The organism is Mycobacterium sp. BMJ-28 (genome assembly GCF_054404835.1).
Genome location: NZ_CM136783.1, coordinates 4228359 through 4253094, shown reverse-complemented (window position 1 = coordinate 4253094; position 24736 = coordinate 4228359). Strand labels below are relative to the sequence as shown.

Sequence of the window (24736 nt, the reverse complement as noted above, 5' to 3'; positions counted from 1 at the left end):
CTGGGTGTCTGTCCAGTTCGCCGCCGGCGATGTCGGGTACCTGCGCAGCGACGAGGGTCGGGCGGCGCTCGATGAAGTCGGCGGCTACCGGCTGACCGATGCCAGCCGGCTGGCCGATATCGCCGCGGCGCGAACCCGTTTCGGGGACCGGACGGCCGTGCTGGTCGAGACGGTGCTGCTGCGCCGGCGGGCGCAGGCCAAGTTCGCCGATCCGTCGGGCTGGTTGTTCACCGACGACGCGCTGCAGCAGTGCACGGCCGAGCCGGTCGCCCGGCACCGGGCCCGGCGACTGGCCGGGGCCCGCGTACACGACGTGACGTGCTCGGTCGGCGCGGACCTCGCGGCCCTGCGGCACACCGCCGCGCTGGTACTCGGCAGCGACCTGGACCCCGTGCGACTTGCCATGGCCCGCAACAATGTCGGGGGAGTGGACCTGTGCCGGGCGGACGCCCTGGTTCCGGTCACCCGCGATACCGTCGTGGTGGCCGATCCGGCCCGGCGCAGCGCGGGCCGGCGACGGTTCGATCCCCGGGCCTACGCCCCGGCGCTGGACCTGTTACTGGAGACCTATCGGGGCCGCGATCTGGTGGTGAAATGCGCTCCCGGTATCGATTTCGGGAAGCTGGGTGAGCTCGGATTCCGCGGTGAGATCGAAATCTCGTCGCTGGGGGGAAGTGTGCGCGAGGCCTGCCTGTGGTCGGCGGGGCTGGCGACGGCCGGCCGGCGGGCCACCCTGCTGGACCGGGGCGAGGAGATCATCGACACCGATCCTCAGGATTGCCCGGTGGCGCCAGCGGGCCGCTGGATCATCGATCCCGACGGCGCGGTGGTGCGCGCTGGACTGGTACGGCAGTACGGAACCCGGTACGGGCTGTGGCAACTGGACCCCGACATCGCCTACCTGTCCGGTGACCAATTGCCGGACGGTGTACGGGGTTTCGAAGTGCTCGCCGAGGTCGGTCTCGACGAGAAGCGGTTGCGCCGCGAACTCGCCGCGCGCGACGCCGGGGCGGTCGAAATCCTGGTCCGCGGCGTGGATGTGGACCCGGACGCATTCCGGCGACGTCTGAAACCACGCGGCGCGGCTGCGCTCAGCGTGGTGATCACCCGGATCGGCAGCGGGGCGGCAAGTCGCGCGGTGGCGTTCATTTGTCGGCCGTCGCGATAGCGCCACAGGTACCCTTGCGGCAGCGGCACCGATGTCGCCCTGGCTTCCGGAGGAACACTTCGATGCGCGTTCTCACGCTGGCTGTATCGGTTGTGCTGCTGGGTTCCGCCGGCGCCGGGGTGGCCGCCGCCGCCCCACCCAGATGCGCCGATGTGGGTGGCAATCCCGGCCCTGGCCCAAGCCCGACCTGTGTGGTGCAGGCGACCGACCCGGCCTACACCCTCAACATCACCTTCCCGACCGACTTCCCGAACCCGACCGAGGTGTTCGACTACGTGAAGCAGACCCGTGACGGGTTCCTCAACGTGGCGAGAACACCCGACTCCCGGGGGATGCCTTATGAGTTGGACTCCACCGCAACCCCGTACAACTCGGGGGTACCGCCCAAGGGCACGCAGTCGGTGGTGTTCACCACCTTCCAGAACGTCGGCGGCGCCCATCCGCAGACCTTCTACAAGGCGTTCAATTGGGACAGGGCCAATCGCAAGCCGATCACCTACGAGAACCTGTTCCGGGCCGGCACCGACCCGCTGCCGGTGATATTCCCGGTGGTACAGGCCGAAGTGGCCAAGCAGTCCGGCCTGCTCACCCCGGTGTCACCGGCGACCGGCCTGGACCCGGCCAGCTACCAGAACTTCGCGATCACCGACGATGCGATCATCTTCTTCTTCAGCCAGGGCGAGTTGCTGCCGGAATCGGCCGGGGCCCTTCAGGTGTCGGTGCCCCGCGGCCCCATCGACCCGATGATGGCCTGATCGGATTCAGGCGGGCGCGAATCCGTACACCTGGCCATCGCTGGTCGCGGTGACGACCCTACGGTCGTGGCCCACCGACACACCGACCGGCCAGCCGGTGGCCTGCGGCAGCGGGTAGCGGTTGAGCGGGTGGCCGTCGGCGGGGTCGAAGGCCAGCAGCGCCAGGCCGTCGGCGCCGTCACGGACCACCGTGTAGGCGACATGCTCGCCGGCCAGGCTGGCTGTGGACAGCGGCTCGGCGTCCTTGCCGGACCAGGCGATCTTCCCGTCGGAGGTGATGCCGACCAGTTCGCCGCCCGGTCCGCCGCCGGCGACGATGACACCCTGCGGCGACACCGACGGCGGCGTCTGAGGCTGATAATCCAGTGCCACCGACCATTTGGGTGAACCGTCGGCGGTGTTGACCGCCCACAACCGGCGGTCCCGGCCGTTGACGTAGACCGTGCTGCCGTCGGCCGAGAGCACCGGGCCGGCGATCGGTCCGCCACCGACGGCGCTGCTGGTCCATTCGCGCGTCAGCATCGGGGTCTGGTTCGGCCGATAGCGCAGCCCGACCAGGACCGGTGCCGGTGCCTGTGGTTCCCACAGGGTGGCCACCACGATTCCGGTGGCCGCCGAGAATGCCGGCGCCGCCGATACCGGGCAGCCGCGCCGCGCTTGGGCGCAGTCCTGCAGCCCCCGTTGGGCATCGGTGGGGTCGACGCCCACCACCAGGTCCAGCGGGGTGCCGAGCACGGTGCCGCGGTGCGCGTCGAACACCAATACCTGTCCCAGGTGGGTGATCACCAGCAGCTGCCCCGGATCCAACAGCCGGGGCGTCGTCGGCATCCCGATGACGGGCTGACGCCAGCGGATCCACTGGGTCGGCGGGAACGACAGGATGGCGCCGGGCTGGCCGATGTAGAGGTTGTCGAAGCCGTCAAAGAGGGGACTCGTCCGTGCGGCTCCGGGGCCGCCCTGCCACAACCGGGTGCACCATCGTTGGCGCCCGTTGTTGTCGCTCTCCCACAGCATCAGGGAGCAGCCGTCGGCGGTCTGGGCGTTGGCGGCCAGGTAACCACCGGCGCCCAGGGCAACCTGAGCGCCGAGTTCGCCCTTGACCGACCGGCTCCACTGCAGCTTCAAGGTGGTCGCGCCGTCGACCGGGCTGTAGCTGCTGTTGGCGGCGTCGGCGTACTGGGCCGACCAGCCCTGGGCGGCATGCGCGTCCACCCAGGAGTCGGTGTTCCCGCAGCCGGTCACGGTCAGTGCCGTGACTGCAAGCACAGCAGCGAACCGGCGCATCGTCGTCGTGGAAGCAGGCATCGAGTCCCGAGACTATCCCGTGCCGCCCTCGCGTAGGCTGACCGGCCATGACGACGATGTGGGGCGCGCCCCTTCACAAGAGGTGGCGTGGTTCGCGGCTGCGTGATCCGCGTCAGGCGAAATTTCTGACGGCCGACTCGCTGCGCTGGGTACTGAAGAACAAGGCGTACACCCCGTGGTACCTGGTGCGCTACTTCCGGTTGCTGAAGTTCAAGCTGGCCAACCCGCACATCATCACCCGCGGCATGGTGTTCCTGGGCAAGGGCGTGGAAATTCAGGCGACGCCAGAACTGTCCACGATGGAGATCGGCCGGTGGGTGCACATCGGGGACAAGAACACCATCCGGTGTCACGAGGGGTCGCTGCGGATCGGCGACAAGGTGGTGCTGGGCCGCGACAACGTCATCAACACCTATTTGGACATCGAGCTCGGTGACTCGGTGCTGATGGCCGATTGGTGCTACGTCTGCGACTTCGACCACAAGATGGAAAGCCTCGAGCTGCCGATCAAGGACCAGGGCATCGTGAAGAGCCCGTTGCGGATCGGTCCGGACACCTGGGTTGCGGCCAAGGTGACCATCCTGCGTGGGACGTCGATCGGCCGGGGCTGCGTGCTGGGCGCGCACGCCGTGGTCAAGGGGGACATCCCGGACTTCTCCATCGCCGTCGGCGCACCCGCCCGGGTGGTCAAGAACCGCAAGGTGGCGTGGGACGCGTCGGCCGCCGAGCGTGCCGAACTGGCTGCGGCACTGGCCGATATCGAGCGGAAGAAAGCCGCTCGCTGAGCGGGCAGTTCAGCCAGAGCCCGCTAGGGCCAGTCGATCCCGAAATGCTCGGCCAGCGCAGCCTGGCCGCGGTCGGTGACGGTCACCGCGCGCCCGGTGCTGGCGCGTTTGATCCACGAGGCCGTCACGAAGCGGTCCAGCACGGCCCGGCCGAGCGCTCCGGACAGGTGATGGCGCTGCTCGGTCCAGTCGACGCAGTAGCCGATCAGCGGCCTTGACCCGGCCGGTATCTCGATCCCGATACCGGCGAGAAAGGCCCGCCCGTCCGCGCTGATCCGGTACTCCACGTCATGGCCGGGCTTGCTCAGCCCGTCGTGGCGGTCGCGCTGCGGGCGGTAGTGGCCGTCGCCGCCGGTGAGCACGTTGTGCTCCAGCAGGCTGCCCATGACGGCGACGCCGAGCCGGCCCGCCAGATGGTCGTAACAGGTACGCGCAGAACGCAACCGCGCCGCCCGGGTGCCTTCCCGCAGCGAGCGCACCGGCTGGGGCGCTGCCAGCCGGCCGAGGTGTTCCAGCAGTGCGGCCACGTCCGGGCCGGCGAGACGGTAGTAGCGGTGCCGGCCGTGGGTCTGCACGGCCAGCAGCCCTGCGTCGGTCAGTTTGGCCAGATGCCCGCTGGCGGTGGAGCGGGCGATACCGGCCTCGGTGGCGAGCACACTGGCCGGCAGTGCCCGACCGTCGTCGAGCGCCAGCAGCACCTTGCAGCGGGCCGGGTCGGCCAGCAGGGCCGCCACACCCGCGATGTCGGCGTCGCCATGGGCGGGTAGCTCGGCCACGTCACGCATGGCACACCTCCTCTTGCCGCGGACTGCCTGCCACGCTGCGTCCGCCCACGTAGGCCAGCACCGCACCAGCCAACTCGACGATGCCACCGACCAGCAGGGCTGCGCGAACGCCCGCCACCTCCGATACCGTGCCCACCACCGCGATTCCCATCGTGACACCGATCAGCCGGGCCAGATTGGCCAGCCCGGACGCCAAGCCGGCCCGATGCACCGGCACGGCGGACAGCACCGTCGTCACGGCGGGGCCGGTGTTGAACGCCAGACCCGCGCCGACGATGACGAATACCGCGGCCAGCACCAGGATGTCGGCGTGCGGGCCGACACCGGCATACGCCAGGATGCCCGCACCCATCAACGTCAGGCCGATGGTCATCGGGATGCGCGGGCCCGTGCGCCGGACCACGCGGCTGACCACGGGGATCAGCACCAGATAGGTCAGCGGTAGCGGCAGGAACCACAGCGCGGCCGCCAGTGCGCTGGCACCCCGGTCCTGCTGGAATGCCAGGCTGTTCAGCCACATCAGGGCGTACACCCCGAAAGTCATCGCGCAGGTGGCGCCCAGCCCGACCCGTAGCTGCCGGTTCCGGGCGAGATCCGCCGGGATCGTCGGCTCGGTGGTGGGGCGCTGCCACCACACGAAGGCCGCGCCGGTGAGCACGACGACCGCGGTCAGGGCGGTTGTCGCCGTGACGCCCAGCGTGTCGGTCAGCACGCCACCGATCACGGGCCCCAGTGCAGTGCTGCTTGCCGCCGCCATCGCCCAGGCGGCGGTGGCTTTGGCCCGGCCCGCCGTGTCGGGGAAAGCGGCCGCGGCGATGGCCAGGCCCTGCGGCAGCATGACGCCGGCGGCAACCCCCTGGAGTACCCGTGCCGCCAGCAGTGCGCCGAGATCCGGTGCCACGGCACACGCCAGTGATGCGACGGCGAAGAGGCCGACGCCGAGCCGGAGCAGCCGCCGACGGCCGAACCGGTCGCCGGCCGTTCCCGCGGCGAGTAGTACCGCGGCAAAGGCGACGTTGTAGGCGTCGGCCGCCCACTGGGCACCGGACACCCCGCCGCCGAACTCGGTGCGGATGGCGGGCAGCGCGAGATTGACGGCGTTGCTGTCGATCAGGCCCACGAACAAGCCGAGATACGCGGCGATCAACGTGTAGACGGTGCGCATACCTCGACGTTATGGCCGGAATGATTCGGTGGGCGCCGAACAGTGGCGAGCCCCTGACCGTCCGCCTCAGCGATCGGGCAGCGCGTGCTCGACGATGGGCCGGCGCGGAAGTGGTTCGCGCTCACCGCGTTTGGCCGCGAGATAGACCTGAGCCGTTTCGGCGGCCACGGTATGCCAGTCGAAATCGTGGTTGAGCCGTTCCCGGGCGGCCACCGCCCGTCGCTGGGCGGCGGCCGGATCGTCGAGCACCGAGCGGACGGCCGCGGCCAACTGCGCGACGTTGTGCGGGGCGAACGACACGCCGGTCTCGCCGTTGATGACGGCCTCGCCCAGGCCGCCCACGTTGGAGGTGACCAGTGGGGTGCCGGTGGCCGCGGCCTCGAGTGCGACGATGCCGAACGGCTCGTAATGGCTGGGCAGCACGGCCGCGTCGACGGTGTGCAACATCTGCACCAGTTCACCGTGATCCAGGCGCCCGACGAACTCGATTGCCTTGACCACCTTGTGTTTACGGGCCTGCTCGGCAAGCCAGTCGCGCTGGGTGCCGTCGCCGGCGATGATCAGTGTGGTGCCGGGATGGGTGCGCCGGATCCGCGGCAGGGCGGCGATGACGTCCTGCACACCCTTCTCGTACTCCAGCCGGCCCAGGAACAGCAGACGGGCCGGGCCGGCGCGCACCTTCCGCTTCGCGAACGGCCATGCCGCCGAATCGATTCCGTTGCGGATCACCAGGGTCTCGGCCAGGCCAGGACCGAACAGCTCGGTGATCTCCTCGCCCATGGACGCCGAACAGGTGATGAGGAAATCGGATTCGCGCACCAGCCAGGACTCCACGGCGTGCACCTGGCGGCTGATCGCACCGGACACCCAGCCGGAGTGTCTGCCGGCCTCGGTCGCGTGGATCGTGGACACCAAAGGGACGTCGAAGAATTCGGCCAAGGCGATGGCGGGGTGCGCGACGAGCCAGTCGTGTGCGTGCACGATGTCGGGCCGCCACGGCGTCTCGCCGCGGGTGCCGATCACCAGTCCGGCGCGGGTCATCGCGTGGCCCATGGCCAGCACCCAGGCCATCATGTCGGTGCCGAAATCGAACTCGTGCGGGTCCTCGGCCGCGGCGACGACCCGGACGCCCTCACTGATCTCGTCGGTGGACGGATGCGTGCTCGGATCGGTCCCGGTGGGCCGCCGGGACAACACCACGACCTCGTGGCCGGCGTCGACCAGCGCGGTGGCCAAATGGTGCACGTGCCGGCCCAGGCCGCCGACCACCACGGGTGGGTACTCCCACGAAATCATCAGGATCTTCATCGGCATGTCCCCGTGGTCATCGCCGAGCGTGCGCGAAATGTACGTGTTTGGCGGCGTGTCGGCGGGCAAACACGCACGCTCGCGGGAGAGGAGGAGATCACCGTAGCCGCCTTGCATCGAGGGCGCCGAACAGCCCGTCGGCGCGGTTCCAGTCATCGGCCAGCCGCTCGGCGTGATCGCGGCGCCCCGAGGCCAGTGCGGCCGCGATCTCGCGGGTGGCGTGCGCGTGCAGATGGGCCCGGTAGCGGGCGTATTCGGCCGCCGAGTCCTTGCTGACCATGAACGGCCAGTCGCTGGACACGGTCAGCAAGGTCTCACGCAGAATCTGGTCGGCCACCCGGTCGCGGGTGTGCGGTGCGCCGGTTTGGTCCAGTGCCTTGTCCACGGCGGCCAGTGCGGTCTCGGTCACCTCGGCGTTGAGCTGCACCAGATCGGTCACCTTCTCGCCGTTCCACACCTGCCAGTCCTTGCCCGAACCCCATGAGCTGGGCGGCAATTCGACGGCCGCGCCGACGAAGCCACTGTCGATGGCATCCGACAGCGTGCCGACCCGGATCCCGGCCTCGGGCAGCGCCCGCAGCAACCTCTCCAGCCACAACGGACCCTCATGCCACCAGTGGCCGAACAGTTCGGTGTCGAAGGCCGCCACCACGTGCGCCGGTCGCCCGGTGCGGTCGGCCTCGTCGATCAGCCTGCGGCGCACCACCTCGACGAAGTCGGCCACGTGGGCGTCCACCGCGCGGTCGGCCCGCTGCGGGTCATACGGCGCCTTCTCCGCCGACGGCACGTTGCGGCCGGTCACCCGGGCCGGCTTGAGCCCGGTCACGTGGTCGTAGGTGTGGAAGTCGCGGTAGGCCGCGTGCCCGGGATAGCCGGACTTGGGCGACCACACCCGGTAGCTGACCTGCAGGTCGCGGCCGAACGCGACGACATCGGACTCGCCGACCGGTCGGCCCACCGCGGTGTCACCGTGCAGCGACGGCCCGTCGACCATGAAGTGACTGACACCGGCCGCGGCGTAACCGACTTCCATTCCGGGCGCGTACGCGCATTCGGGCGCCCAGATGCCCGTGGGGGTGTGCGCGAACCGGTGTTCGGCGTCGGCCAGGCCCTCGCGCAGTGCGAACTCGCGTAGCCGCGGATTCAGCAGCGGCTGGAACGGGTGGGCCAGCGGACCGCCCAGCAGTTCGATGGTTCCTGCGTCGATCAGCTGGCGCAGCAGCGGGCTGGCGCCGTGCGCCCACAGCGAGGTGAAGTCGTCGAGCGCCCGCTCGGCCGCTTGGGCTTCATGAAGTCCGTACTCCCGCAACGCTTCCGGTGCGGCAAATCCGGTGCCGCCACGCACCGTGGTGGCCTCCAGTGCGCGTAGCCGCCAGTTGGCCAGCCAGTGGTGCATCCCGGTCAGGCAGTACGGGTCGTCCAGCTGGGCGGTCACCACCGGTGTCATGCCCAGGCTGACCAGGTGGCCACGGCCCTCGGCGGCCAGCGTGCGCAGCGCCCGCATCAGCGGCAGATAGGCCGCCGCCCACGACTGATAGAGCCATTCCTCGCCGACCGGCCACCGGCCGTGGTGGGCGAGCCAGGGCAGATGGGTGTGCAGGACCAGGGTGAACAGGCCCGGGATCGGCGGACCGGGATCTCGCGCACTGGAAGTGGTCACGTGCGCATCGCGATCGCCACCAGATCCAGGCTGTCATCGATATCGCGGTCATCGGTCAGGTCGAAGTCATCGGTGCGCACCGCGGCCACGTCGGCGAGCAGTTCGTCCGACCACGGCGCGTCGGCGACGGCCCTGGCGATCTGGGCGTCGATGATCGACCCGCCGTGGCGGGCGTCGATGGCCTGCAGTCCGGCCCCGTGGAAGACACCCAGCATGGTTTCCATCTCGAAACCCCCGTGCGTGAGCAGTTCGGTCAGCTCGGCGGCATTGAGTTCGCGGGTGTGGAACGGGTTGAGCGGGGTGTCCCGGCCGGGGGAGAAGGTGATCCGGTTGGGCGTGGACATCAGCAGCACGCCGCCCGGCCGCAGCACCCGGAAACACTCACCGACGAACTGCCCCTGATCCCACAGGTGCTCGATGACCTGGAAGTTCACCACCACATCCACCGAGGCGTCCGGGAGCGGCAGATCGGCCAGATTTCCCAGGTGCATCTGCACCCGCGGGTAGCGGGCGCGGATGTGGGCGACCGCGGATTCGTCGTAGTCCACCCCGATGACCTGCCGGGCGACCCCGGCGATCAGGTCGGCGCCATAACCCTCACCGGGGCCGGCCTCCAAGACGTCGCGGTCGGCGCAGCGCGCGGCCAGCCGCTGGTAGACCACCTCATGGCGGCGAAACCAGTAGTTCTCCTCGGCCAGGCCGGGGATGGTGCGTTCACCGGTCAGCGGCAGCGACGGCTGCGCGCCCGCGTTGTCGACCGAACCGAATGTGCTCATTGGAAGGCAGGCTAACCCGTGATGACGTGTTCGCGAACGGATGGCTGGCGACTGTGGGGTCAGAATGCCTGGATTCACGCGCTATGGTGTCCCTGCGTGCCACCACAAGTTACCGACGAGTAACCTGGTGGCCGTAACGTGAAACGTGATATGCCCTGGCCGGCTGCCGGCCTCATCGAGGAGGACGAACCACAGTCATGACGAACATCGTGGTCCTGATCAAGCAGGTCCCTGACACCTGGTCCGAGCGCAAGCTCACCGACGGCGACTTCACTCTCGACCGGGAAGCGGCGGACGCCGTGCTGGACGAGATCAACGAGCGCGCGGTCGAGGAAGCGCTGCTGATCAAGGAGCGCGAGGGTGGCGACAGCACCGTAACGGTGCTCACCGCCGGTCCCGAGCGCGCCACCGAAGCCATCCGTAAGGCCCTGTCCATGGGCGCCGACAAGGCCGTCCACCTCAAGGACGACGGCCTGCACGGTTCCGACCTGATCCAGACCGGCTGGGCGCTGGCCCGGGCACTGGGCACCATCGAGGGCACCGAGCTGGTCATCGCCGGCAACGAGGCCACCGACGGCGTCGGCGGCGCGGTGCCTGCCGTCATCGCCGAGTACCTGGGGCTGCCGCAGCTGACCCACGTGCGCAAGCTCAACGTCGAGGGCGGCAAGGTCACCGCAGAGCGCGAGACCGACGAGGGCGTGTTCGGCCTCGAGGCGACGCTGCCGGCCGTGGTCAGCGTGAACGAGAAGATCAACGAGCCGCGCTTCCCGTCCTTCAAGGGCATCATGGCCGCGAAGAAGAAGGAAGTCACCGTCCTGACGCTGGCCGAGATCGGTGTCGAGGCCGACGAGGTGGGCGTGGCCAACGCCGGCACCAAGGTGCTGTCGTCCACCCCGAAGCCGCCCAAGACCGCGGGCGAGAAGATCACCGACGAGGGCGATGGCGGCACCAAGGTCGCCCAGTACCTCGTTTCCCAGAAGCTGATCTAGCAGCTGATTCCCTCTCGTCTGACGACTTACACATAAGGACACATTCATGGCTGAAGTACTTGTGCTCGTCGAGCACGCCGATGGTGCGCTGAAGAAGGTCACCACCGAATTGCTCACCGCCGCCCGGGTTCTGGGCGAGCCCTCCGCCGTCGTGGTGGGTGCCCCCGGCACCGCCGCCGGCCTGGCCGATGGCCTCAAGGCCGCCGGTGCCGCCAAGATCTACGTCGCCGAATCCGATGACGTGGAGAGCTTCCTGGTCACCCCGAAGGTCGATGTGCTGGCCGCGCTGACCGAGTCGGCCGCACCGGCGGGTGTGGTGCTGGCCGCCACCGCCGAGGGCAAAGAGGTCGCCGGCCGGCTGGCCGCGCGTCTCGGCTCGGGCCTGCTGGTCGACATCGTCGACCTCAAGGACGGCGGCGTGGGCGTCTACTCCATCTTCGGTGGCGCGTTCACCGTCGAGGCCCAGGCCACCGGTGAACTGCCGGTGATCACCATCCGCCCGGGTGCCGTCGAGGCCGCCCCGGCCGACGGCGCCGGCGAGGTCGTCAACGTCGAGGTTCCGGCCCAGGCCGAAAATGCGACCAAGATCACGTCCCGCGAGCCGGTCGTCGGCGGTGACCGTCCCGAGCTCACCGAGGCCAGCGTCGTGGTCGCCGGTGGTCGCGGTGTCGGCAGCGAGGAGAACTTCAAGGTCGTCGAGGAACTCGCCGATTCGCTGGGTGCCGCTGTCGGCGCCTCGCGCGCCGCCGTGGACTCCGGTTACTACCCGGGTCAGTTCCAGGTCGGCCAGACCGGCAAGACCGTGTCGCCGCAGCTGTACATCGCGCTGGGCATCTCCGGCGCCATCCAGCACCGGGCCGGTATGCAGACGTCCAAGACGATCATCGCGGTCAACAAGGACGAAGAGGCTCCGATCTTCGAGATCGCCGACCTCGGCATCGTCGGCGACCTGTTCAAGGTCACCCCGCAGCTCACCGAGGCGGTCAAGGCCCGCAAGGGCTGACGACCCCCGGTCGACGTTCGACGCAAACCCCGGCGCTCCGGCAGCGCCGGGGTTTTGCGTCTGCGCGGGCAGACCACGGACTTTCAAGGGTTCCCCCGGGCCGAATGCCTGTGATCGTGGATGCATGAAGATCACAGTTATCGGAGCAAGCGGAAAGATCGGTTCGCAGGTGGTGCACCTGCTCGTCAACGACGGTCACGAGGTGGTCGCCGCGTCGCGCGGTTCGGGCGCCGACGTGCTCACCGGCGCGGGGCTCGACGAGGCGCTGGCCGGCGCGCAGGTACTCGTCGACGTCGTGAACTCGCCGTCCTTCGACGACGGCCCGGTGTTGGATTTCTTCACCCGGTCCTCGGCGAACCTTGTCGCGGCCGCCGAGACGGCCGGTATCGGTCACTATGTGGCCTTGTCCATCGTCGGTGCCGACGGCCTGCCCGAGAGCGGCTACATGCGCGCAAAAGTGGTCCAGGAGAAGACGATCATGGCTTCCGGGCTGCCCTACACGATCGTGCGAGCCACCCAGTTCCATGAATTCGCCGAGGCGATCACCGGCTCACTGGTGGTGGGCGACGAGGTGCGGGTCCCCGACGGCCGCATCCAGCCGATCGCCGCCGCAGACGTCGCGGCCGAGGTCGCCCGTGCCGCGGCCGCCGCACCGGTGAACGCCGTGCTCGACATCGGAGGTCCGGACAAGATGTCGTTCGCCGACCTGGCCCGCGCCGTGCTGGCCCACCAAAGCGACACCCGCGACATCGTGATCGACCCGGCGGCCACCTATTTCGGCACCCGCGTCGACGGCGACAGCCTGGTCACCGGCGACGGCGCCGTGCTGGCCGCGACAACGTTCGCCGAGTGGCTGGCGGGGCCGGCGCGCCTGCCGGCGTGACCGACGCCGGTCATCGGCCCGCGTCAAGACGTCACCTACCGCTCACGGACACGTCACCGCGACGATGCCCTCCCGAGATGCGGCTGGGCGACCGTGCTGGTTATGAGCACCGCATCTGTACTCATACCCGCCGATGACACGTGCAGCACCGGTCCCGCCGTCGGCGGGCCGCGCTACACCCTGCTGCTCTCCACCGACGCCGGCGACATCGAAGCCGCGCAGCGTCTCCGCCACGATGTGTTCACCTCCGAACCCGGATTCACCCTGACCGCGGCCCCCGACGGTCTGGACGCCGACCGCTTCGACCAGTTCTGCGATCACTTGCTGGTGCGCGAGGACACCTCGGGCGAGTTGGTCGGCTGCTACCGGATGCTCCCGCCGCCGGGCGCGATCGCCGCGGGCAGCCTCTACACCGCCACCGAATTCGACGTCCGGGCGCTGGACCCGCTGCGGCCGTCGCTGGTCGAGATGGGCCGTGCCGTCGTACGCGGGGATCACCGCAACGGCGGTGTGGTGCTGCTCATGTGGGCAGGCATCCTGGCCTACCTGGACCGCTGCGGCTACGACTACGTCACCGGTTGTGTGTCGGTGCCCACGCATGCCGACGGGTCGGAGCCGGGCAGCCAACTACGCGGTGTGCGCGATTTCGTGCTCCGCCGCCACGGCGCGCCGCAGGAGCTCACCGTGCGCCCGTACCGGCCGGTGGTCATCGAGGGCCGCACCCTCGACGAGATCGACCCGCCGGCCCGGGTCAACGTCCCCGCGCTGATGCGTGGTTACCTGCGCCTGGGCGCGCAGGTGTGCGGGGAGCCGGCACACGATCCGGACTTCGGGGTCGGAGACTTCCCGGCTCTGTTGGACAAGCGCAACGCCGATGTGCGCTACCTCAAGCGGTTGCGGTCGGTGTCACAGGCCGGCGATATGGCGGCCGGCGCATGAGCGCCCGGCATTCCTGGCTGCCGCAGGCCTCCTGCGATGCCAGCTGCATGCACGCCGGATCGGCTCCGGTCGGCTCGCGGCCGATGGTCTGGCTACGCACCACGCTGCGTGTGACCGCCGCACTGCTGCTGATCCTGGCGGTGCCCCTGCTGGCTGTCCCGCTACCCGGCCGCTCGCACCTGCAGCGCGCGTACTGCCGGCTCATGTTGCGCTGCATCGGCGTGCGAATCACCGTGTCCGGCGGCCCGATTCGTAACCTGCGCGGTGTGCTGGTGGTCAGCGGCCACGTGTCGTGGGTGGACATCTTCTCGATCGGTGCCGTCATGCCGGGCTCCTTCGTGGCCCGCGCCGACCTCATCGACTGGCCCGCACTCGGTGTGCTGGCCCGCATCATGAAGGTCATCCCGATCGAACGCGAGAGCCTGCGCCGGCTGCCTGCCGTCGTCGGCGCGGTCGCGGCCCGGTTGCGCAATGGGCAGACGGTGGTCGCGTTTCCGGAAGGCACCACCTGGTGCGGACTGGGCTACGGCGAATTCCGGCCGGCCATGTTCCAGGCGGCGGTGGACGCGGCGCGACCGGTGCAGCCGCTGCGGCTGACCTACCACCACCGCGACGGCAGCCCGTCCACCGTGCCGGCCTACATCGGCGACGACACCCTGTTGACGTCGATTCGACGCCTGGTCACCGCCCGGCGCACGGTGGTGCACGTGCGGGTGGAGTCGCTGCAGCTGCCGGGCACCTCCCGACGGGATCTGGCGGCCCGGTGTGAGGCCGCTGTGCGCGGTGACGGCAGCCGCCGCGGGCACTGGCACACGCCCAGGGCGAGCGAAGCGACCGGGGAATCGCTGGCGGCCTGACCTGCGCCGCCGGCCGAACGTCGGCCGGCGGTTATCCTGGACTGGCTATGACCGCCGTCTATCTGGACCATGCCGCCACCACCCCGATGCATCCGGGTGCCATCGAGGCGATGACCGCCGTGCTGGCCACGGTGGGCAATGCGTCCTCGCTGCACACCGCGGGCCGCGCGGCGCGGCGCCGGATGGAGGAGGCGCGCGAAGAGTTGGCCAAACTGCTGGGCGCCAGGCCCTCGGAGGTCATCTTCACCGCAGGCGGCACCGAAAGCGACAATCTGGCGGTCAAGGGTATTTACTGGGCCCGCCGAGACTCGGCGCCGGAACTGCGTCGGATTGTCACCACCCTGACCGAGCACCACGCCGTGCTCGACGCCGTCGAGTGGTTGCAGACCCACGAGGGCGCCGAGGTGACCTGGCTGCCGGTCGATGCGAACGGCTCGGTCTCGCCAGAGGCGTTCCGCGCGGTGCTGGCTGAACATGACGATATCGCGCTCGCGACGGTGATGTGGGCCAACAATGAGGTCGGCACCATCCTGCCGATTGCCGAATTGGCCTCCATCGCAGCAGAATTCGGTGTACCTATGCACAGCGATGCGATTCAGGCGGTCGGCCACATCCCGGTCGACTTCGGGTCAAGTGGACTGTCGGCGTTGTCGGTGGCCGCACACAAGTTCGGCGGCCCGACCGGGGTGGGCGCGCTGCTGCTGCGCCGCGATACCGCGTGTGTGCCGCTGTTGCACGGTGGTGGGCAGGAACGAGATGTGCGTTCGGGCACACCGGATGTCGCCGGTGTGGTGGCCATGGCGGCGGCCGCGCGGATGGCCATCGGGGGGCTGGACGCCACCAGTGCCCGGGTGCGGGCGTTGCGGGACAGGCTGATCGACGGGGTGACCACCGCCATCGAGGATGTGGACGTCAACGGCGCCCTCGGCGACGGGCGGCTGCCGGGTAACGCGCACTTCACCTTCCGTGGATGCGAGGGTGATTCGCTGCTGATGTTGTTGGACGCCAAGGGAATCGAGTGCTCGACCGGGTCGGCGTGCACGGCCGGGGTGGCGCAGCCGTCGCATGTGTTGCTGGCGATGGGCGCCGATCCCGCCACCGCGCGTGGATCGTTGCGGCTTTCGCTGGGGCATACCAGTACCGATGCCGATGTCGATGCCGCGCTGGCGGCCCTGCCCGCGGCGGTGCAGCGTGCCCGGGCGGCGGCCCTGGCCAGCGCGGGGGTGTCCCTCTGATGCGCGTTCTGGTTGCGATGAGCGGCGGAGTCGATTCCTCGGTGGCGGCCGCGCGGATGGTCGATGCCGGCCACGATGTGGTCGGCGTGCACCTGGCGTTGTCCAGTGCGCCGGGCACGCTGCGCACCGGATCCCGTGGGTGCTGCTCGAAGGAGGACGCCGGCGATGCCCGCCGCGTCGCCGACATCCTCGACATCCCGTTCTACGTCTGGGATTTCGCCGACCGCTTCAAAGAAGACGTGATCGAGGATTTTGTCGACTCGTATGCCCGCGGTGAGACCCCGAATCCCTGTGTGCGCTGCAACGAGAAGATCAAGTTCTCCGCACTGTCGGCGCGGGCCCTGGCACTGGGCTTCGATGCGGTGGCCACCGGGCACTACGCCCGGCTGCACGATGGCCGGCTGCGCCGCGCGGTGGACGCCGACAAGGACCAGTCCTACGTGCTGGCGGTGCTCACTGCCGGACAGCTCCGGCACGCGCTGTTCCCGATCGGAGACACCCCCAAGCCGCAGATCCGCGAGGAGGCCGCGCGCCGCGGGCTGGCCGTCGCCGACAAACCCGACAGCCACGACATCTGCTTCATCCCGTCCGGCGACACCCAGGCGTTCCTGGGGGCCAAGATCGGGATCCGGCCCGGCGCGGTCGTCGATACCGGCGGGACCGTGCTGGCCGAGCACGACGGCGTGCACGGCTTCACCATCGGGCAGCGCAAGGGCTTGGGCATCGCCGGGCCCGGCCCCGACGGGGCGCCCCGGTATGTCACGGGTATCGACGCCGAGAGCGGGACGGTGCGGGTGGGCCCGGCCGCCGAGCTGGACGTGTGGACCCTGCGGGGCGAGAAGCCGGTGTTCACCTCCGGAACGGCTTTCACCGGTCCGGTGGAGTGCGTGCTGCAGGTGCGTGCGCACGGTGGCCTGGTCGACGCGGTCGTCGAGCTGCGCGACGGTGAATTGCACGCCGAACTGCGGACGGCGCTGCGGGGTGTGGCGCCCGGCCAGACGATGGTGCTCTACCGCCCCGACCCGGCCGGCGACGAGGTGCTGGGTAGCGCCACCATCACGCGCTGACCTAAGAAAGGCAACCAATTGGTTGCACCGTCGAGCGGCGGGCCACGGCATTCGAGGCCAACAGTCAGGGCTGGGCGGCGCAAACCGGTCTGGTACGACCGACTGCGCATCGTCGTGCAACTCTGCGATTCCGGTCCGTGCTCGACCGCTCAAGTGACACAGGTGATCTCGGTGACCCGGCAAGCGGCCACCAAGCATCTGCTGTTGCTGGAAGCGGTGGGACTGGTGACCAGCAGTCGGCAGGGGCGGGAACGGATCTGGCGCATCCAGCCGGTTCCGCTGGCCGAGGCCAGTGCGTACCTCACTGCACTCTCGCAGCGCTGGGACCACGCGCTGGACCGGTTGCGTGCGTACGTCGAGGAGTCCTGACCCGGCTCAACCCGGCACGTTGGCCAGCAGATTGGTCATCACCAGGTCCGGGATCGACCGCGAGAACCGGCAGGCCGTCACCTCGGCGAGTACCACCGACTTCACCCGGTAGTCCCGCGCGCAGTCACCCGGTGCCCGGGTCTGCACGGTGTCCGCGGTCCCGGTGACCTGCCCGACCAGCAGTGCCCCTTCCGACGTCTCGGCGCAGTCGTAGATCCGCCCGGCCAGATCGGTGAACGCCCGGTGCGCGGTGGCTTCGTCACGGTAGGCGGCCACCGCTTCGGAGATCAGGCCGCCGGCAGGCGGATTCTGGAACGTGGTCTTGTGGAACTCCTCCACCTCGGCGCCGAAGGTCTGTGTCTCGGCGAACAGCCAGCCGCACACGGGTGGCACCGTCGTGGCGAGCCCGTCGATGTCCACCGGCAACTTGCCGTCCATCGACGGGATGATGCTGAGATGCTCACCGGCGCCGGTGAGGGCGCGCATCCGCGATTGGTCCAGGATCACCGCCTCGACGTCGACGGGGGAGCGCGACGCATCATCCAGACCGGGCACCGCCCGGCGGGCCTCACCTGCGACGGTCTGCGAGCAGCCGGCCAGCAGCAGCACTGCCACCGCCATCGTCAAGCCCCGCATTCCTGCAGGTTAACCCATCGAATACTGTTGGCGGCGTGAGTATTTTCGCCACCGCGAGCGGTATCGGATCCTGGCCGGGCACCTCTGCACGCGTGGCGGCCGAGGTGATCGTCGGCGAACTGCACGCGCTGCCGCACCTGGCCGAACTGCCGGCACGCGGAATCGGCGCCGATCTGATCGGCCGGGCCGGTGCGCTGCTGGTCGACATCGGCATCGACACCGCGCCGCGCGCCTACCGCATCACCCCCGGTCGCAGCGCCGCACTGCGCCGCGCGGTCAGCCTGCTGGACGAGGATCTCGACGCGCTGGAGGAGGCCTGGGAGAAGGCCGGCCTGCGCGGCACCCAGGGCCGCACCGTGAAGGTGCAGGTGCCCGGTCCGATCACGCTGGCCGCCCAGTTGGAGTTGCCCAACGGGCACCGCGCCATCACCGACTCCGGCGCCATGCGGGATCTGGCCGGCTCGCTGGCCGAAGGGGTCGCCGCGCATCGCGCCGACGTTGCCCGCCGTATCGGTGCCGAGGTGGTCGTCCAGTTCGACGAGCCGTCGCTGCCCGTGGCGCTGGCCGGCCGGCTGACCGGGGTGACGAGCCTGTCGCCGGTACATCCGGTCGACGGCCCGGTGGCGGGCGCGTTGCTCGACGAATGCGCCCAGCGGGTCGGCGGCGAGGTGCTGGTGCACTGCTGCGCACCGGATATTCCATGGAAAGTTCTGCAGCACAGCATGATTCATGCAGTCGCCGTCGATGTCGCGGTGCTCAGCGCAGCCGATCTGGACGGTATCGGGGAGTTCGTGGAATCCGGGCGCACCGTGCTGCTCGGCGTGCTCCCGGCGACCGCACCGGCCACCGCGCCGACACCCGAGCAGGTGGCCGCCGCGGCCGCGAAGGTCACCGACCGGCTGGGATTTCCGCGCGCGGTCCTGCGTGAGCGGATCGGCATCACTCCCGCGTGCGGTCTGGCCGGCGCCACCGCCGACTGGGCACGCACGGCACTGGGCCTCGTTCAGGATGCCGCGGATCGGCTGGCGCAGGATCCTGACGCAATCTAGCCCGCAAACATCGGTTCGCAGTATGGTGAGATGCCGACGGTGGGGGGTCCAGTGGATCGAGCGAAGCGGGCAGTAGCGGCCGGCGCCACCGCGCTGGCCGCATTTGTACTGGTCGGTGGGCCGACGGCGGCAGAGGCGATGGCCCGGCCGGGTGATTCGGGCTCACCTTCCGGACATGATCGGGGAGGTCAGCGTGGCGACCGCGGTGGCAATGATCGCGTCCGCAACCAAGGACCCCGCAATGATCTCGGCCGCGCCGACACCAGCAGCGCCCCCACAGTCAATGCGCCGCAGCCGTCCTCCGGTTCGAAGATGCGCGCGCCGGCACCGGTTTTCGTCGCTCCCAAGGTGACATTCGGCAACGGGCGCCAACCCGCCCCGGCGCCGGCGCCCGCCATCGTCTCGGCGCCGCAGCCCGACGTGTCACCGCCGCCGGTGGTGGTGCCGGTGCCCGCGCCGATGGGCATCCCGCAGTCGGCCGTTGCGCCGGCCGCGCCGGTGGAACTGTCGGCCCGGCACGACTGGGACTCCGTGCGGCCCGGCCAGCCGATGACCTCATGGTTCGGTCTCGCAGGTCTGGTGCTCATTCCGCTCGGCGGCGCGGCACTGGGCTATCGGCAGGCCCGCGCCGCCAAGGCGGCCTCCGGCCTCGCGCTGCGCTGACGATTTCGGCCGAATCGGCCATCACCCGATACCGGCGGTACTGGATAACGTAGGTTGTACCCATGGAGAACCCGCCCGATCTTCCCGGCGTGCAGCACCGCTACCTCGACCTCGGCAACGGCGTGACGATTCACGTCGCCGAGGCCGGTCCGGCAGACGGACCGCCGGTGATGCTGGTACACGGCTTCCCGCAGAACTGGTGGGAATGGCGCCGGCACATCGAGCCACTGGCCGCGGACGGTTACCGGGTGCTGTGCCCGGACCTGCGCGGGGCCGGCTGGAGTTCGACGCCGCCGGGGGACCGCTATTTCAAGAACGACCTGGCCGACGATCTGGCCGCCGTGGTGGACCGCCTCGGCGTCGGCCCGGTCCGGCTGGTCGCCCACGACTGGGGCGGCCCGGTCGCCACCATCTTCATGCTGCGGCACCCGGAGAAGGTGGCGTCGTTCATGGGTATCAACACCGCCGTGCCCTGGCTCAAGCGAGACCTCAAGGCCTTCGCCAACCTGTGGCGGATGTGGTACCAGATCCCGATGCTGCTGCCGGTGATCGGGCCGCGGGTGATCGCCGACCCGAAGATGCGGTTCTTCCGGCTGCTGGGCTCCTGGGTGGGCGGCGACTACGTGACGCCTCCGGAGGACATGGACTTCTACCGGGCGTGCATGTCCCGGCCGGCCTACGCGCTGGCCGGCTCGAAGTGGTACCGCACCTTCCAGACCCGCGAGGCGTCCCGGTGGATGCGCGGTGAGTTCGACCACCACCACGTCACCGTGCCGGTGCGCTGGCTGCACGGGACCGAGGATTCGGTGCTGACCCCGGAGTTGTTGCGGGTGCTGCCCGAGCACTGCAGCAACTTCGATCTCGAACTCGTTCCCGGGGCCGGGCACTGGATCATCGAGGAGCGCCCGGAATTGGTGCTGGACCGGCTGCGCACGTTCTTGACCTTGGGTGCCGACGCGGACAACCCGGCTTAGGTCGGGTACCGGACTACTCATCGTCCCCGTTCGTCGCTCGTCGATGGTGGACGTATGTCGAAAAGTCTCGTCGTGTGCTGCGACGGTACCTGGAACACTCCCGACCAGAAGAGCCCGACGAACGTCGTCAAAACCGCGCTCGCGGTCGCCGATGCGGATCAGGGTGGGCGGGAGCAACGAGTCTTCTATCACCGCGGGGTGGGTTCCGGCCCGCGCGAGCGTTTGCGCGGCGGCGCCTTCGGCTACGGCTTGTCACGGGACGTCCGCGACACCTACCGCTTCCTGGTGCAGAACTACGAACCCGGCGACCGGCTCTACTTCTTCGGATTCAGCCGCGGCGCGTTCACTGCCCGCAGTACGGTCGGATTCGTGCGCAACTGCGGAATTCTGCGTCCGCAGGAAGAGCATCGCATCGACGAGGCCTACAAGCTGTACCGTGACCGGAACAGGCATCCGCGCAGTCTGTCGGCCGCCATATTCCGGCGCTCCTACTCCTACGAGCCGAACATCCGGTTCATCGGCGTGTGGGACACCGTGGGCGCGTTGGGTGTTCCCGTCGACGGACTGCATGTGGCCAGCTGGCTGAACAGGCGCTGGCAATTCCACGACACGGACCTCAGCAGCATCGTCGAAGCCGCGTTCCACGCCGTCTCGATCGACGAACAGCGGGGCCCGTTCCGGCCCGCACTCTGGACCCAACAGCGACCCGCTCCCAGAAACCAAGTAGTCGAACAGGTTTGGTTCAGCGGCGTGCATTGCGATATCGGCGGCGGCAATCCCGAAAGCAAGCTCAGCGATATCTCGTTGCTGTGGATGGCCGACCGGGCGCGCGGCTGTGGCCTCCGGTACCGGGATGACGCGTTCTCCGACTGCCCGCCGCCGGGTGCCGCTCAGCTGAGCGCCGAGCAGGCCCGTGCCGCGCTGATCTGCGTGGCGCCGGACCTCACCGGAACGTTCGATGATTCGCGTAAGGGCCTCTATCAGTGGATCGCCCCGTTTCGGCGAAAGATCGGCGATGCCAGGGACGGCCACGAATCCGTCGCCTCGAGCGCGGTGTCGCGGCAATGTCGCGTGGCGGGCTATGCGCCGGACGGACTCCTGCAGTACCTGCAACGAAGCGACCATCGGGTGACCGAAGTGCGTGGCGAACCGGCGTGCCGCACGGAGGAAGTCCGCCTCTGAGATGTCGTGTGGCGCCGCGGGTCAACGCTCGTCGAGGCGGCGGATCAGTTTCTTCGGCGCCACCAACCGGAACGACGCGTCGATCAGTTCGCGCACCTCGTCCCAGTCCACCTTCCCCACCGTCAGGTCCAATCCCAGCCAGCCGAATGGCCCCATGTAGGCCGGGAAGAAGAACCGGCGGTCCTGATCCAGTGCCCGGCGATCGGATTCGTCGACCTTGATCAGCACCGAATGCGGGTAGCCGACCATGCCGTCGTCGCCCTTGCGGTTGCCGCCGTACATGGCGAACATCTTCGGCGCGCAGAACACCGGCCTGCCCCAGGAGATCTTCTCGTAGGCCTCGGGGAAGTCCAGGGCGATCGTGCGCACCTCGGCCAGCCCGAAATCGTCGTCGGTGAACATCACAGGGTGCGGCACGGGTAGCAGTCTATCCAGCTCGAAATTCAGTTAGGCTGCCCTTATCTACGCAGATAGGAGGACCGTGATGCCGACATCGTGGCTGGACACCGTGATACGCCAGACCCGCAGGGCCGGTGACTTCCCGTACCCGCACTGGGCGTCGATTTTCCTGAACAACCCCATCCGGCGCGTCATCGGCCGGCCCGGCGCGGTGATCGACGCACTGATGCTCGACGGTACCGAGCGGGTGCTCGAGGTCGGTCCCGGTCCGGGCTTCTTCAGCGCCGAGATCGCCAAGCGGTTGCCCGACGGGCGGCTGCACCTGTTCGACCTTCAGCCGCAGATGCTGGAGAAGGCGCGGCGGGCGGTGCAGGCCGCCGGCTGCCGCAACGTCGCCCTGCACTCCGGGGATGCGGCCGCCGGGCTGCCGTTCCCCGACGACACCTTCGATGTCGCTTTCCTGGCCGCCGTGCTGGGCGAGGTACCCGACAAGGAGGTCTGCATCCGCGGGCTGGAGCGGGTGCTGCGCCCGGGTGGCCTGCTGGTGTTCGTCGAGGCGTTCCCCGATCCGGACCGCCAAAGCGTGCAGACCCTGCGCGAATTGGTCGAGCCGCACGGCTTCGTGCTGCAGGGCGTCGAAGGCACCACGTGGCGTGACGTGGTGCGGTTCCGGCTGTGGCCGACGCCGTAAACCCTGTCGGCGGGCTCGACTAGCCTCACTCAGGTGAGCTCATCCGACTCTGAGGTGCGTGGCCGCTGGCAGGAACTCGCCGAGGAAGTGCGCGGACATCAGTTCCGCTACTACGTCAAAGACGCGCCGATCGTCTCCGATGCCGAGTTCGACACCCTGCTGCGCGAATTGCAAGCCCTGGAGGAGGCGCATCCCGAGCTGCGCACCCCCGATTCGCCCACCCAGCTGGTCGGCGGCGCGGGGTTCGCCACCGACTTCGCCTCCGCTGATCACCTGGAACGAATGTTGTCGTTGGACAACGTGTTCGACAGCGATGAGCTGTCCGCCTGGGCCGCCCGGATCAGCGCCGAGACCGGTGAGAACACCGAGTATCTGTGCGAGCTCAAGATCGACGGCGTGGCATTGGCGCTGGTCTACCGCGATGGCCGGCTGGTGCGCGCGGCGACCCGCGGTGACGGCCGCACCGGCGAGGACGTCACCCTCAACGCGCGCACCATCGCCGATGTCCCCGAACGGCTCACCGAGTCCGAGGAGTTCCCGCTGCCCGCGGTGCTCGAGGTGCGCGGTGAGGTGTTCTTCCGGGTCGCCGACTTCGAGGACCTCAACGCCGGCCTGGTCGCCGAGGGTAAACCGCCATTCGCCAACCCGCGCAACAGTGCCGCGGGATCGCTGCGGCAGAAGAACCCCGCCGTGACCGCCCGCCGCCGGCTGCGGATGATCTGTCACGGCCTGGGCCTGGTGGACGGCGCGACGTTCGCCTCCCTGCACGACGCGTACCGGGCACTCGGGGCGTGGGGACTGCCGGTGTCCACCCATACGACGCGGGTGCAGGGCATCGCCGCGGTGGCCGAACGGATCGCCTACTGGGGTGAACACCGCCATGACGTCGAACACGAGATCGACGGCCTGGTGGTCAAAGTCGACCAGGTCGGGCTGCAACGCCGGCTGGGCTCCACCTCACGCGCACCGCGCTGGGCGGTGGCCTACAAATACCCGCCCGAGGAAGTGACCACGAAACTTCTCGACATCCGGGTCAACGTCGGCCGCACCGGCCGGGTCACCCCGTTCGCCTACATGGAGCCGGTCAAGGTGGCCGGGTCCACCGTCGGACTGGCCACCCTGCACAACGCCTCGGAGGTCAAACGCAAGGGTGTGCTGATCGGCGACACGGTGGTGATCCGCAAGGCCGGCGACGTCATCCCCGAGGTGCTGGCGCCGGTGGTCGACCTGCGCGACGGCACCGAACGTGAATTCGTCATGCCGACAACATGTCCCGAGTGCGGTACCACGCTAGCCCCGGCCAAGGAGGGTGACGCCGATATCCGCTGTCCGAACACCCGCAGCTGTCCGGCGCAGTTGCGCGAGCGGGTTTTCCATGTGTCGGGACGCGGCGCGTTCGACATCGAGGGCCTCGGCTACGAGGCGGCGATCGCCCTGCTGCAGGCCGGCGTGATCGAGGACGAAGGCGATCTGTTCACCCTGACCGCCGACGATCTGTTGCGTACCGACCTGTTCACCACCAAGGCAAAAGAGCTGTCCGCCAACGGTAAACGATTACTGGCCAACCTGGGCAAGGCCAAATCCCAGCCACTGTGGAGGGTGCTCGTCGCGCTGTCCATCCGCCATGTCGGGCCGACCGCCGCGCGGGCCCTGGCCGGGGAGTTCGGCAGCTTGGATGCGGTGATGGAGGCCTCCGAGGAACAACTGGCCGCCGTCGAGGGTGTCGGGCCGACCATCGCCGCCGCGGTGATCGAGTGGTTCACCGTGGACTGGCACCGTGCCATCGTCGAGAAGTGGCGTGCGGCAGGGGTGCGGATGGCCGACGAACGTGCGGCGGGTGTCGAGCGCACCCTGGAGGGCCTGTCGATCGTGGTGACCGGCTCGCTGACCGGCTTCTCACGTGACGAGGCCAAGGAGGCCATCCTGGTCCGTGGCGGGAAGGCCGCCGGTTCGGTGTCGAAGAAGACGTCGTATGTGGTTGCCGGGGATGCACCGGGATCCAAATATGACAAGGCCGTCGAACTCGGTGTGCCGATCCTCGATGAGGACGGTTTCCGCCGGCTGCTGGAAAACGGGCCCGACGGCGCCTGACC

25 protein-coding genes are annotated in these 24736 nt (G+C 69.3%); 17 read left to right on the top strand and 8 right to left on the bottom strand.

Going from position 1 to position 24736, the window contains the following annotated elements; genetic code table 11:
* Window positions 1–4: 4 nt before the first annotated feature.
* Window positions 5–1168 carry a THUMP-like domain-containing protein gene (locus ACXPWS_RS21130; protein ID WP_458708524.1) on the top strand — a complete coding sequence of 388 codons (1164 nt, stop codon included), beginning with the start codon at window positions 5–7 and terminating at the stop codon, window positions 1166–1168.
* Between the two features lie 62 nt (window positions 1169–1230).
* Window positions 1231–1923 carry an esterase gene (locus ACXPWS_RS21125; RefSeq protein WP_458708523.1) on the top strand — a complete coding sequence of 231 codons (693 nt, stop codon included), beginning with the start codon at window positions 1231–1233 and terminating at the stop codon, window positions 1921–1923.
* A 6-nt stretch (window positions 1924–1929) separates the two neighbouring features.
* Here ACXPWS_RS21125 and ACXPWS_RS21120 read toward each other — a convergent pair whose 3' ends face one another.
* Complete coding sequence (locus ACXPWS_RS21120; RefSeq protein ID WP_458713631.1) at window positions 1930–3207, bottom strand: outer membrane protein assembly factor BamB family protein; 1278 nt, start codon at window positions 3205–3207, stop codon at window positions 1930–1932.
* 68 nt (window positions 3208–3275) lie between these two features.
* Here ACXPWS_RS21120 and ACXPWS_RS21115 point away from each other — a divergent pair, with 68 nt between their 5' ends.
* Window positions 3276–4013, top strand: coding sequence for an acyltransferase (locus tag ACXPWS_RS21115; RefSeq protein ID WP_458708522.1), 738 nt, complete (start codon window positions 3276–3278; stop codon window positions 4011–4013).
* Between the two features lie 23 nt (window positions 4014–4036).
* Here the strand turns inward: ACXPWS_RS21115 and ACXPWS_RS21110 are convergent, their stop codons facing one another.
* The 5 genes from ACXPWS_RS21110 to ACXPWS_RS21090 form a co-directional block, all read right to left on the bottom strand.
* Window positions 4037–4798, bottom strand: a complete 762-nt coding sequence (locus ACXPWS_RS21110; RefSeq protein ID WP_458708521.1) for an ArsR/SmtB family transcription factor — start codon at window positions 4796–4798, stop codon at window positions 4037–4039.
* On the bottom strand, window positions 4791–5963 hold the full coding sequence (locus ACXPWS_RS21105) for an MFS transporter (protein WP_458708520.1): 1173 nt from the start codon (window positions 5961–5963) through the stop codon (window positions 4791–4793). Before ACXPWS_RS21105 ends, ACXPWS_RS21110 begins: the two co-directional genes overlap by 8 nt.
* Window positions 5964–6029: 66 nt before the next feature.
* A complete protein-coding gene (locus ACXPWS_RS21100) occupies window positions 6030–7271 on the bottom strand; it encodes a glycosyltransferase family 4 protein (RefSeq protein ID WP_458708519.1) in 1242 nt (413 codons plus the stop codon).
* Window positions 7272–7368: 97 nt separating this feature from the next.
* Window positions 7369–8931 carry a 1,4-alpha-glucan branching protein domain-containing protein gene (locus tag ACXPWS_RS21095; protein WP_458708518.1) on the bottom strand — a complete coding sequence of 521 codons (1563 nt, stop codon included), beginning with the start codon at window positions 8929–8931 and terminating at the stop codon, window positions 7369–7371.
* On the bottom strand, window positions 8928–9707 hold the full coding sequence (locus tag ACXPWS_RS21090) for a class I SAM-dependent methyltransferase (protein ID WP_458708517.1): 780 nt from the start codon (window positions 9705–9707) through the stop codon (window positions 8928–8930). Before ACXPWS_RS21090 ends, ACXPWS_RS21095 begins: the two co-directional genes overlap by 4 nt.
* 197 nt (window positions 9708–9904) lie before the next feature.
* On the opposite strand from ACXPWS_RS21090, the gene ACXPWS_RS21085 reads away from it, so the two are divergent.
* The 8 genes from ACXPWS_RS21085 to ACXPWS_RS21050 all read left to right on the top strand — a co-directional run bounded on the left by ACXPWS_RS21085 (window position 9905) and on the right by ACXPWS_RS21050 (window position 17049).
* On the top strand, window positions 9905–10696 hold the full coding sequence (locus tag ACXPWS_RS21085) for an electron transfer flavoprotein subunit beta/FixA family protein (RefSeq protein ID WP_458708516.1): 792 nt from the start codon (window positions 9905–9907) through the stop codon (window positions 10694–10696).
* A gap of 46 nt (window positions 10697–10742) precedes the next feature.
* Window positions 10743–11699, top strand: a complete 957-nt coding sequence (locus tag ACXPWS_RS21080) for an electron transfer flavoprotein subunit alpha/FixB family protein (RefSeq protein ID WP_458708515.1) — start codon at window positions 10743–10745, stop codon at window positions 11697–11699.
* 124 nt (window positions 11700–11823) lie between these two features.
* Window positions 11824–12582, top strand: a complete 759-nt coding sequence (locus ACXPWS_RS21075) for an SDR family oxidoreductase (RefSeq protein WP_458708514.1) — start codon at window positions 11824–11826, stop codon at window positions 12580–12582.
* A gap of 102 nt (window positions 12583–12684) precedes the next feature.
* Window positions 12685–13521 (top strand): GNAT family N-acetyltransferase, encoded by an 837-nt coding sequence (locus ACXPWS_RS21070; RefSeq protein ID WP_458708513.1) that lies wholly within the window; start codon window positions 12685–12687, stop codon window positions 13519–13521.
* Complete coding sequence (locus ACXPWS_RS21065; protein ID WP_458708512.1) at window positions 13518–14378, top strand: lysophospholipid acyltransferase family protein; 861 nt, start codon at window positions 13518–13520, stop codon at window positions 14376–14378. Before ACXPWS_RS21070 ends, ACXPWS_RS21065 begins: the two co-directional genes overlap by 4 nt.
* A 47-nt stretch (window positions 14379–14425) precedes the next feature.
* A complete protein-coding gene (locus ACXPWS_RS21060) occupies window positions 14426–15613 on the top strand; it encodes a cysteine desulfurase family protein (protein ID WP_458708511.1) in 1188 nt (395 codons plus the stop codon).
* Window positions 15613–16680, top strand: a complete 1068-nt coding sequence (mnmA, locus tag ACXPWS_RS21055) for a tRNA 2-thiouridine(34) synthase MnmA (protein ID WP_458708510.1) — start codon at window positions 15613–15615, stop codon at window positions 16678–16680. Before ACXPWS_RS21060 ends, mnmA begins: the two co-directional genes overlap by 1 nt.
* Window positions 16681–16782: 102 nt before the next feature.
* The gene (locus tag ACXPWS_RS21050; RefSeq protein WP_458713630.1) at window positions 16783–17049 is read left to right on the top strand and encodes an ArsR/SmtB family transcription factor; all 267 of its coding nucleotides are present in this window, start codon (window positions 16783–16785) and stop codon (window positions 17047–17049) included.
* 6 nt (window positions 17050–17055) lie between these two features.
* Here ACXPWS_RS21050 and ACXPWS_RS21045 read toward each other — a convergent pair whose 3' ends face one another.
* Window positions 17056–17685 carry a sensor domain-containing protein gene (locus ACXPWS_RS21045; RefSeq protein ID WP_458708509.1) on the bottom strand — a complete coding sequence of 210 codons (630 nt, stop codon included), beginning with the start codon at window positions 17683–17685 and terminating at the stop codon, window positions 17056–17058.
* A gap of 35 nt (window positions 17686–17720) precedes the next feature.
* Here ACXPWS_RS21045 and ACXPWS_RS21040 point away from each other — a divergent pair, with 35 nt between their 5' ends.
* The 4 genes from ACXPWS_RS21040 (at window position 17721) to ACXPWS_RS21025 (ending at window position 21553) form a co-directional block, all read left to right on the top strand.
* On the top strand, window positions 17721–18734 hold the full coding sequence (locus ACXPWS_RS21040) for a methionine synthase (RefSeq protein WP_458708508.1): 1014 nt from the start codon (window positions 17721–17723) through the stop codon (window positions 18732–18734).
* A 51-nt stretch (window positions 18735–18785) separates the two neighbouring features.
* Window positions 18786–19397, top strand: coding sequence for a hypothetical protein (locus tag ACXPWS_RS21035; RefSeq protein WP_458708507.1), 612 nt, complete (start codon window positions 18786–18788; stop codon window positions 19395–19397).
* 62 nt (window positions 19398–19459) lie between these two features.
* Window positions 19460–20371: an alpha/beta fold hydrolase gene (locus ACXPWS_RS21030; protein WP_458708506.1), complete on the top strand. Its 912-nt coding sequence runs from the start codon at window positions 19460–19462 to the stop codon at window positions 20369–20371.
* A gap of 54 nt (window positions 20372–20425) precedes the next feature.
* The gene (locus tag ACXPWS_RS21025; protein WP_458708505.1) at window positions 20426–21553 is read left to right on the top strand and encodes a DUF2235 domain-containing protein; all 1128 of its coding nucleotides are present in this window, start codon (window positions 20426–20428) and stop codon (window positions 21551–21553) included.
* A gap of 21 nt (window positions 21554–21574) precedes the next feature.
* Here ACXPWS_RS21025 and ACXPWS_RS21020 read toward each other — a convergent pair whose 3' ends face one another.
* On the bottom strand, window positions 21575–21970 hold the full coding sequence (locus tag ACXPWS_RS21020; protein ID WP_458708504.1) for an MmcQ/YjbR family DNA-binding protein: 396 nt from the start codon (window positions 21968–21970) through the stop codon (window positions 21575–21577).
* An 82-nt stretch (window positions 21971–22052) separates the two neighbouring features.
* Here ACXPWS_RS21020 and ACXPWS_RS21015 point away from each other — a divergent pair, with 82 nt between their 5' ends.
* Together ACXPWS_RS21015 and ligA are read left to right on the top strand one after the other, a co-directional pair.
* Window positions 22053–22643, top strand: coding sequence for a class I SAM-dependent methyltransferase (locus tag ACXPWS_RS21015; protein ID WP_458713629.1), 591 nt, complete (start codon window positions 22053–22055; stop codon window positions 22641–22643).
* A gap of 33 nt (window positions 22644–22676) precedes the next feature.
* Window positions 22677–24734 carry an NAD-dependent DNA ligase LigA gene (gene ligA / locus ACXPWS_RS21010; protein ID WP_458708503.1) on the top strand — a complete coding sequence of 686 codons (2058 nt, stop codon included), beginning with the start codon at window positions 22677–22679 and terminating at the stop codon, window positions 24732–24734.
* Window positions 24735–24736 lie beyond the last annotated feature (2 nt).

Bases quoted from the DNA above. Each gene is read 5' to 3' on its own strand.
- ACXPWS_RS21125 (WP_458708523.1), top strand. From the start codon at position 1,231: ATGCGCGTTCTCACGCTGGCTGTATCGGTTGTGCTGCTGGGTTCCGCC.
- ACXPWS_RS21120 (WP_458713631.1), bottom strand. From the start codon at position 3,207: ATGCGCCGGTTCGCTGCTGTGCTTGCAGTCACGGCACTGACCGTGACC.
- ACXPWS_RS21115 (WP_458708522.1), top strand. From the start codon at position 3,276: ATGACGACGATGTGGGGCGCGCCCCTTCACAAGAGGTGGCGTGGTTCG.
- ACXPWS_RS21110 (WP_458708521.1), bottom strand. From the start codon at position 4,798: ATGCGTGACGTGGCCGAGCTACCCGCCCATGGCGACGCCGACATCGCG.
- ACXPWS_RS21105 (WP_458708520.1), bottom strand. From the start codon at position 5,963: ATGCGCACCGTCTACACGTTGATCGCCGCGTATCTCGGCTTGTTCGTG.
- ACXPWS_RS21100 (WP_458708519.1), bottom strand. From the start codon at position 7,271: ATGAAGATCCTGATGATTTCGTGGGAGTACCCACCCGTGGTGGTCGGC.
- ACXPWS_RS21090 (WP_458708517.1), bottom strand. From the start codon at position 9,707: ATGAGCACATTCGGTTCGGTCGACAACGCGGGCGCGCAGCCGTCGCTG.
- ACXPWS_RS21085 (WP_458708516.1), top strand. From the start codon at position 9,905: ATGACGAACATCGTGGTCCTGATCAAGCAGGTCCCTGACACCTGGTCC.
- ACXPWS_RS21080 (WP_458708515.1), top strand. From the start codon at position 10,743: ATGGCTGAAGTACTTGTGCTCGTCGAGCACGCCGATGGTGCGCTGAAG.
- ACXPWS_RS21075 (WP_458708514.1), top strand. From the start codon at position 11,824: ATGAAGATCACAGTTATCGGAGCAAGCGGAAAGATCGGTTCGCAGGTG.
- ACXPWS_RS21070 (WP_458708513.1), top strand. From the start codon at position 12,685: ATGAGCACCGCATCTGTACTCATACCCGCCGATGACACGTGCAGCACC.
- ACXPWS_RS21065 (WP_458708512.1), top strand. From the start codon at position 13,518: ATGAGCGCCCGGCATTCCTGGCTGCCGCAGGCCTCCTGCGATGCCAGC.
- ACXPWS_RS21060 (WP_458708511.1), top strand. From the start codon at position 14,426: ATGACCGCCGTCTATCTGGACCATGCCGCCACCACCCCGATGCATCCG.
- mnmA (WP_458708510.1), top strand. From the start codon at position 15,613: ATGCGCGTTCTGGTTGCGATGAGCGGCGGAGTCGATTCCTCGGTGGCG.
- ACXPWS_RS21045 (WP_458708509.1), bottom strand. From the start codon at position 17,685: ATGCGGGGCTTGACGATGGCGGTGGCAGTGCTGCTGCTGGCCGGCTGC.
- ACXPWS_RS21030 (WP_458708506.1), top strand. From the start codon at position 19,460: ATGGAGAACCCGCCCGATCTTCCCGGCGTGCAGCACCGCTACCTCGAC.
- ACXPWS_RS21025 (WP_458708505.1), top strand. From the start codon at position 20,426: ATGTCGAAAAGTCTCGTCGTGTGCTGCGACGGTACCTGGAACACTCCC.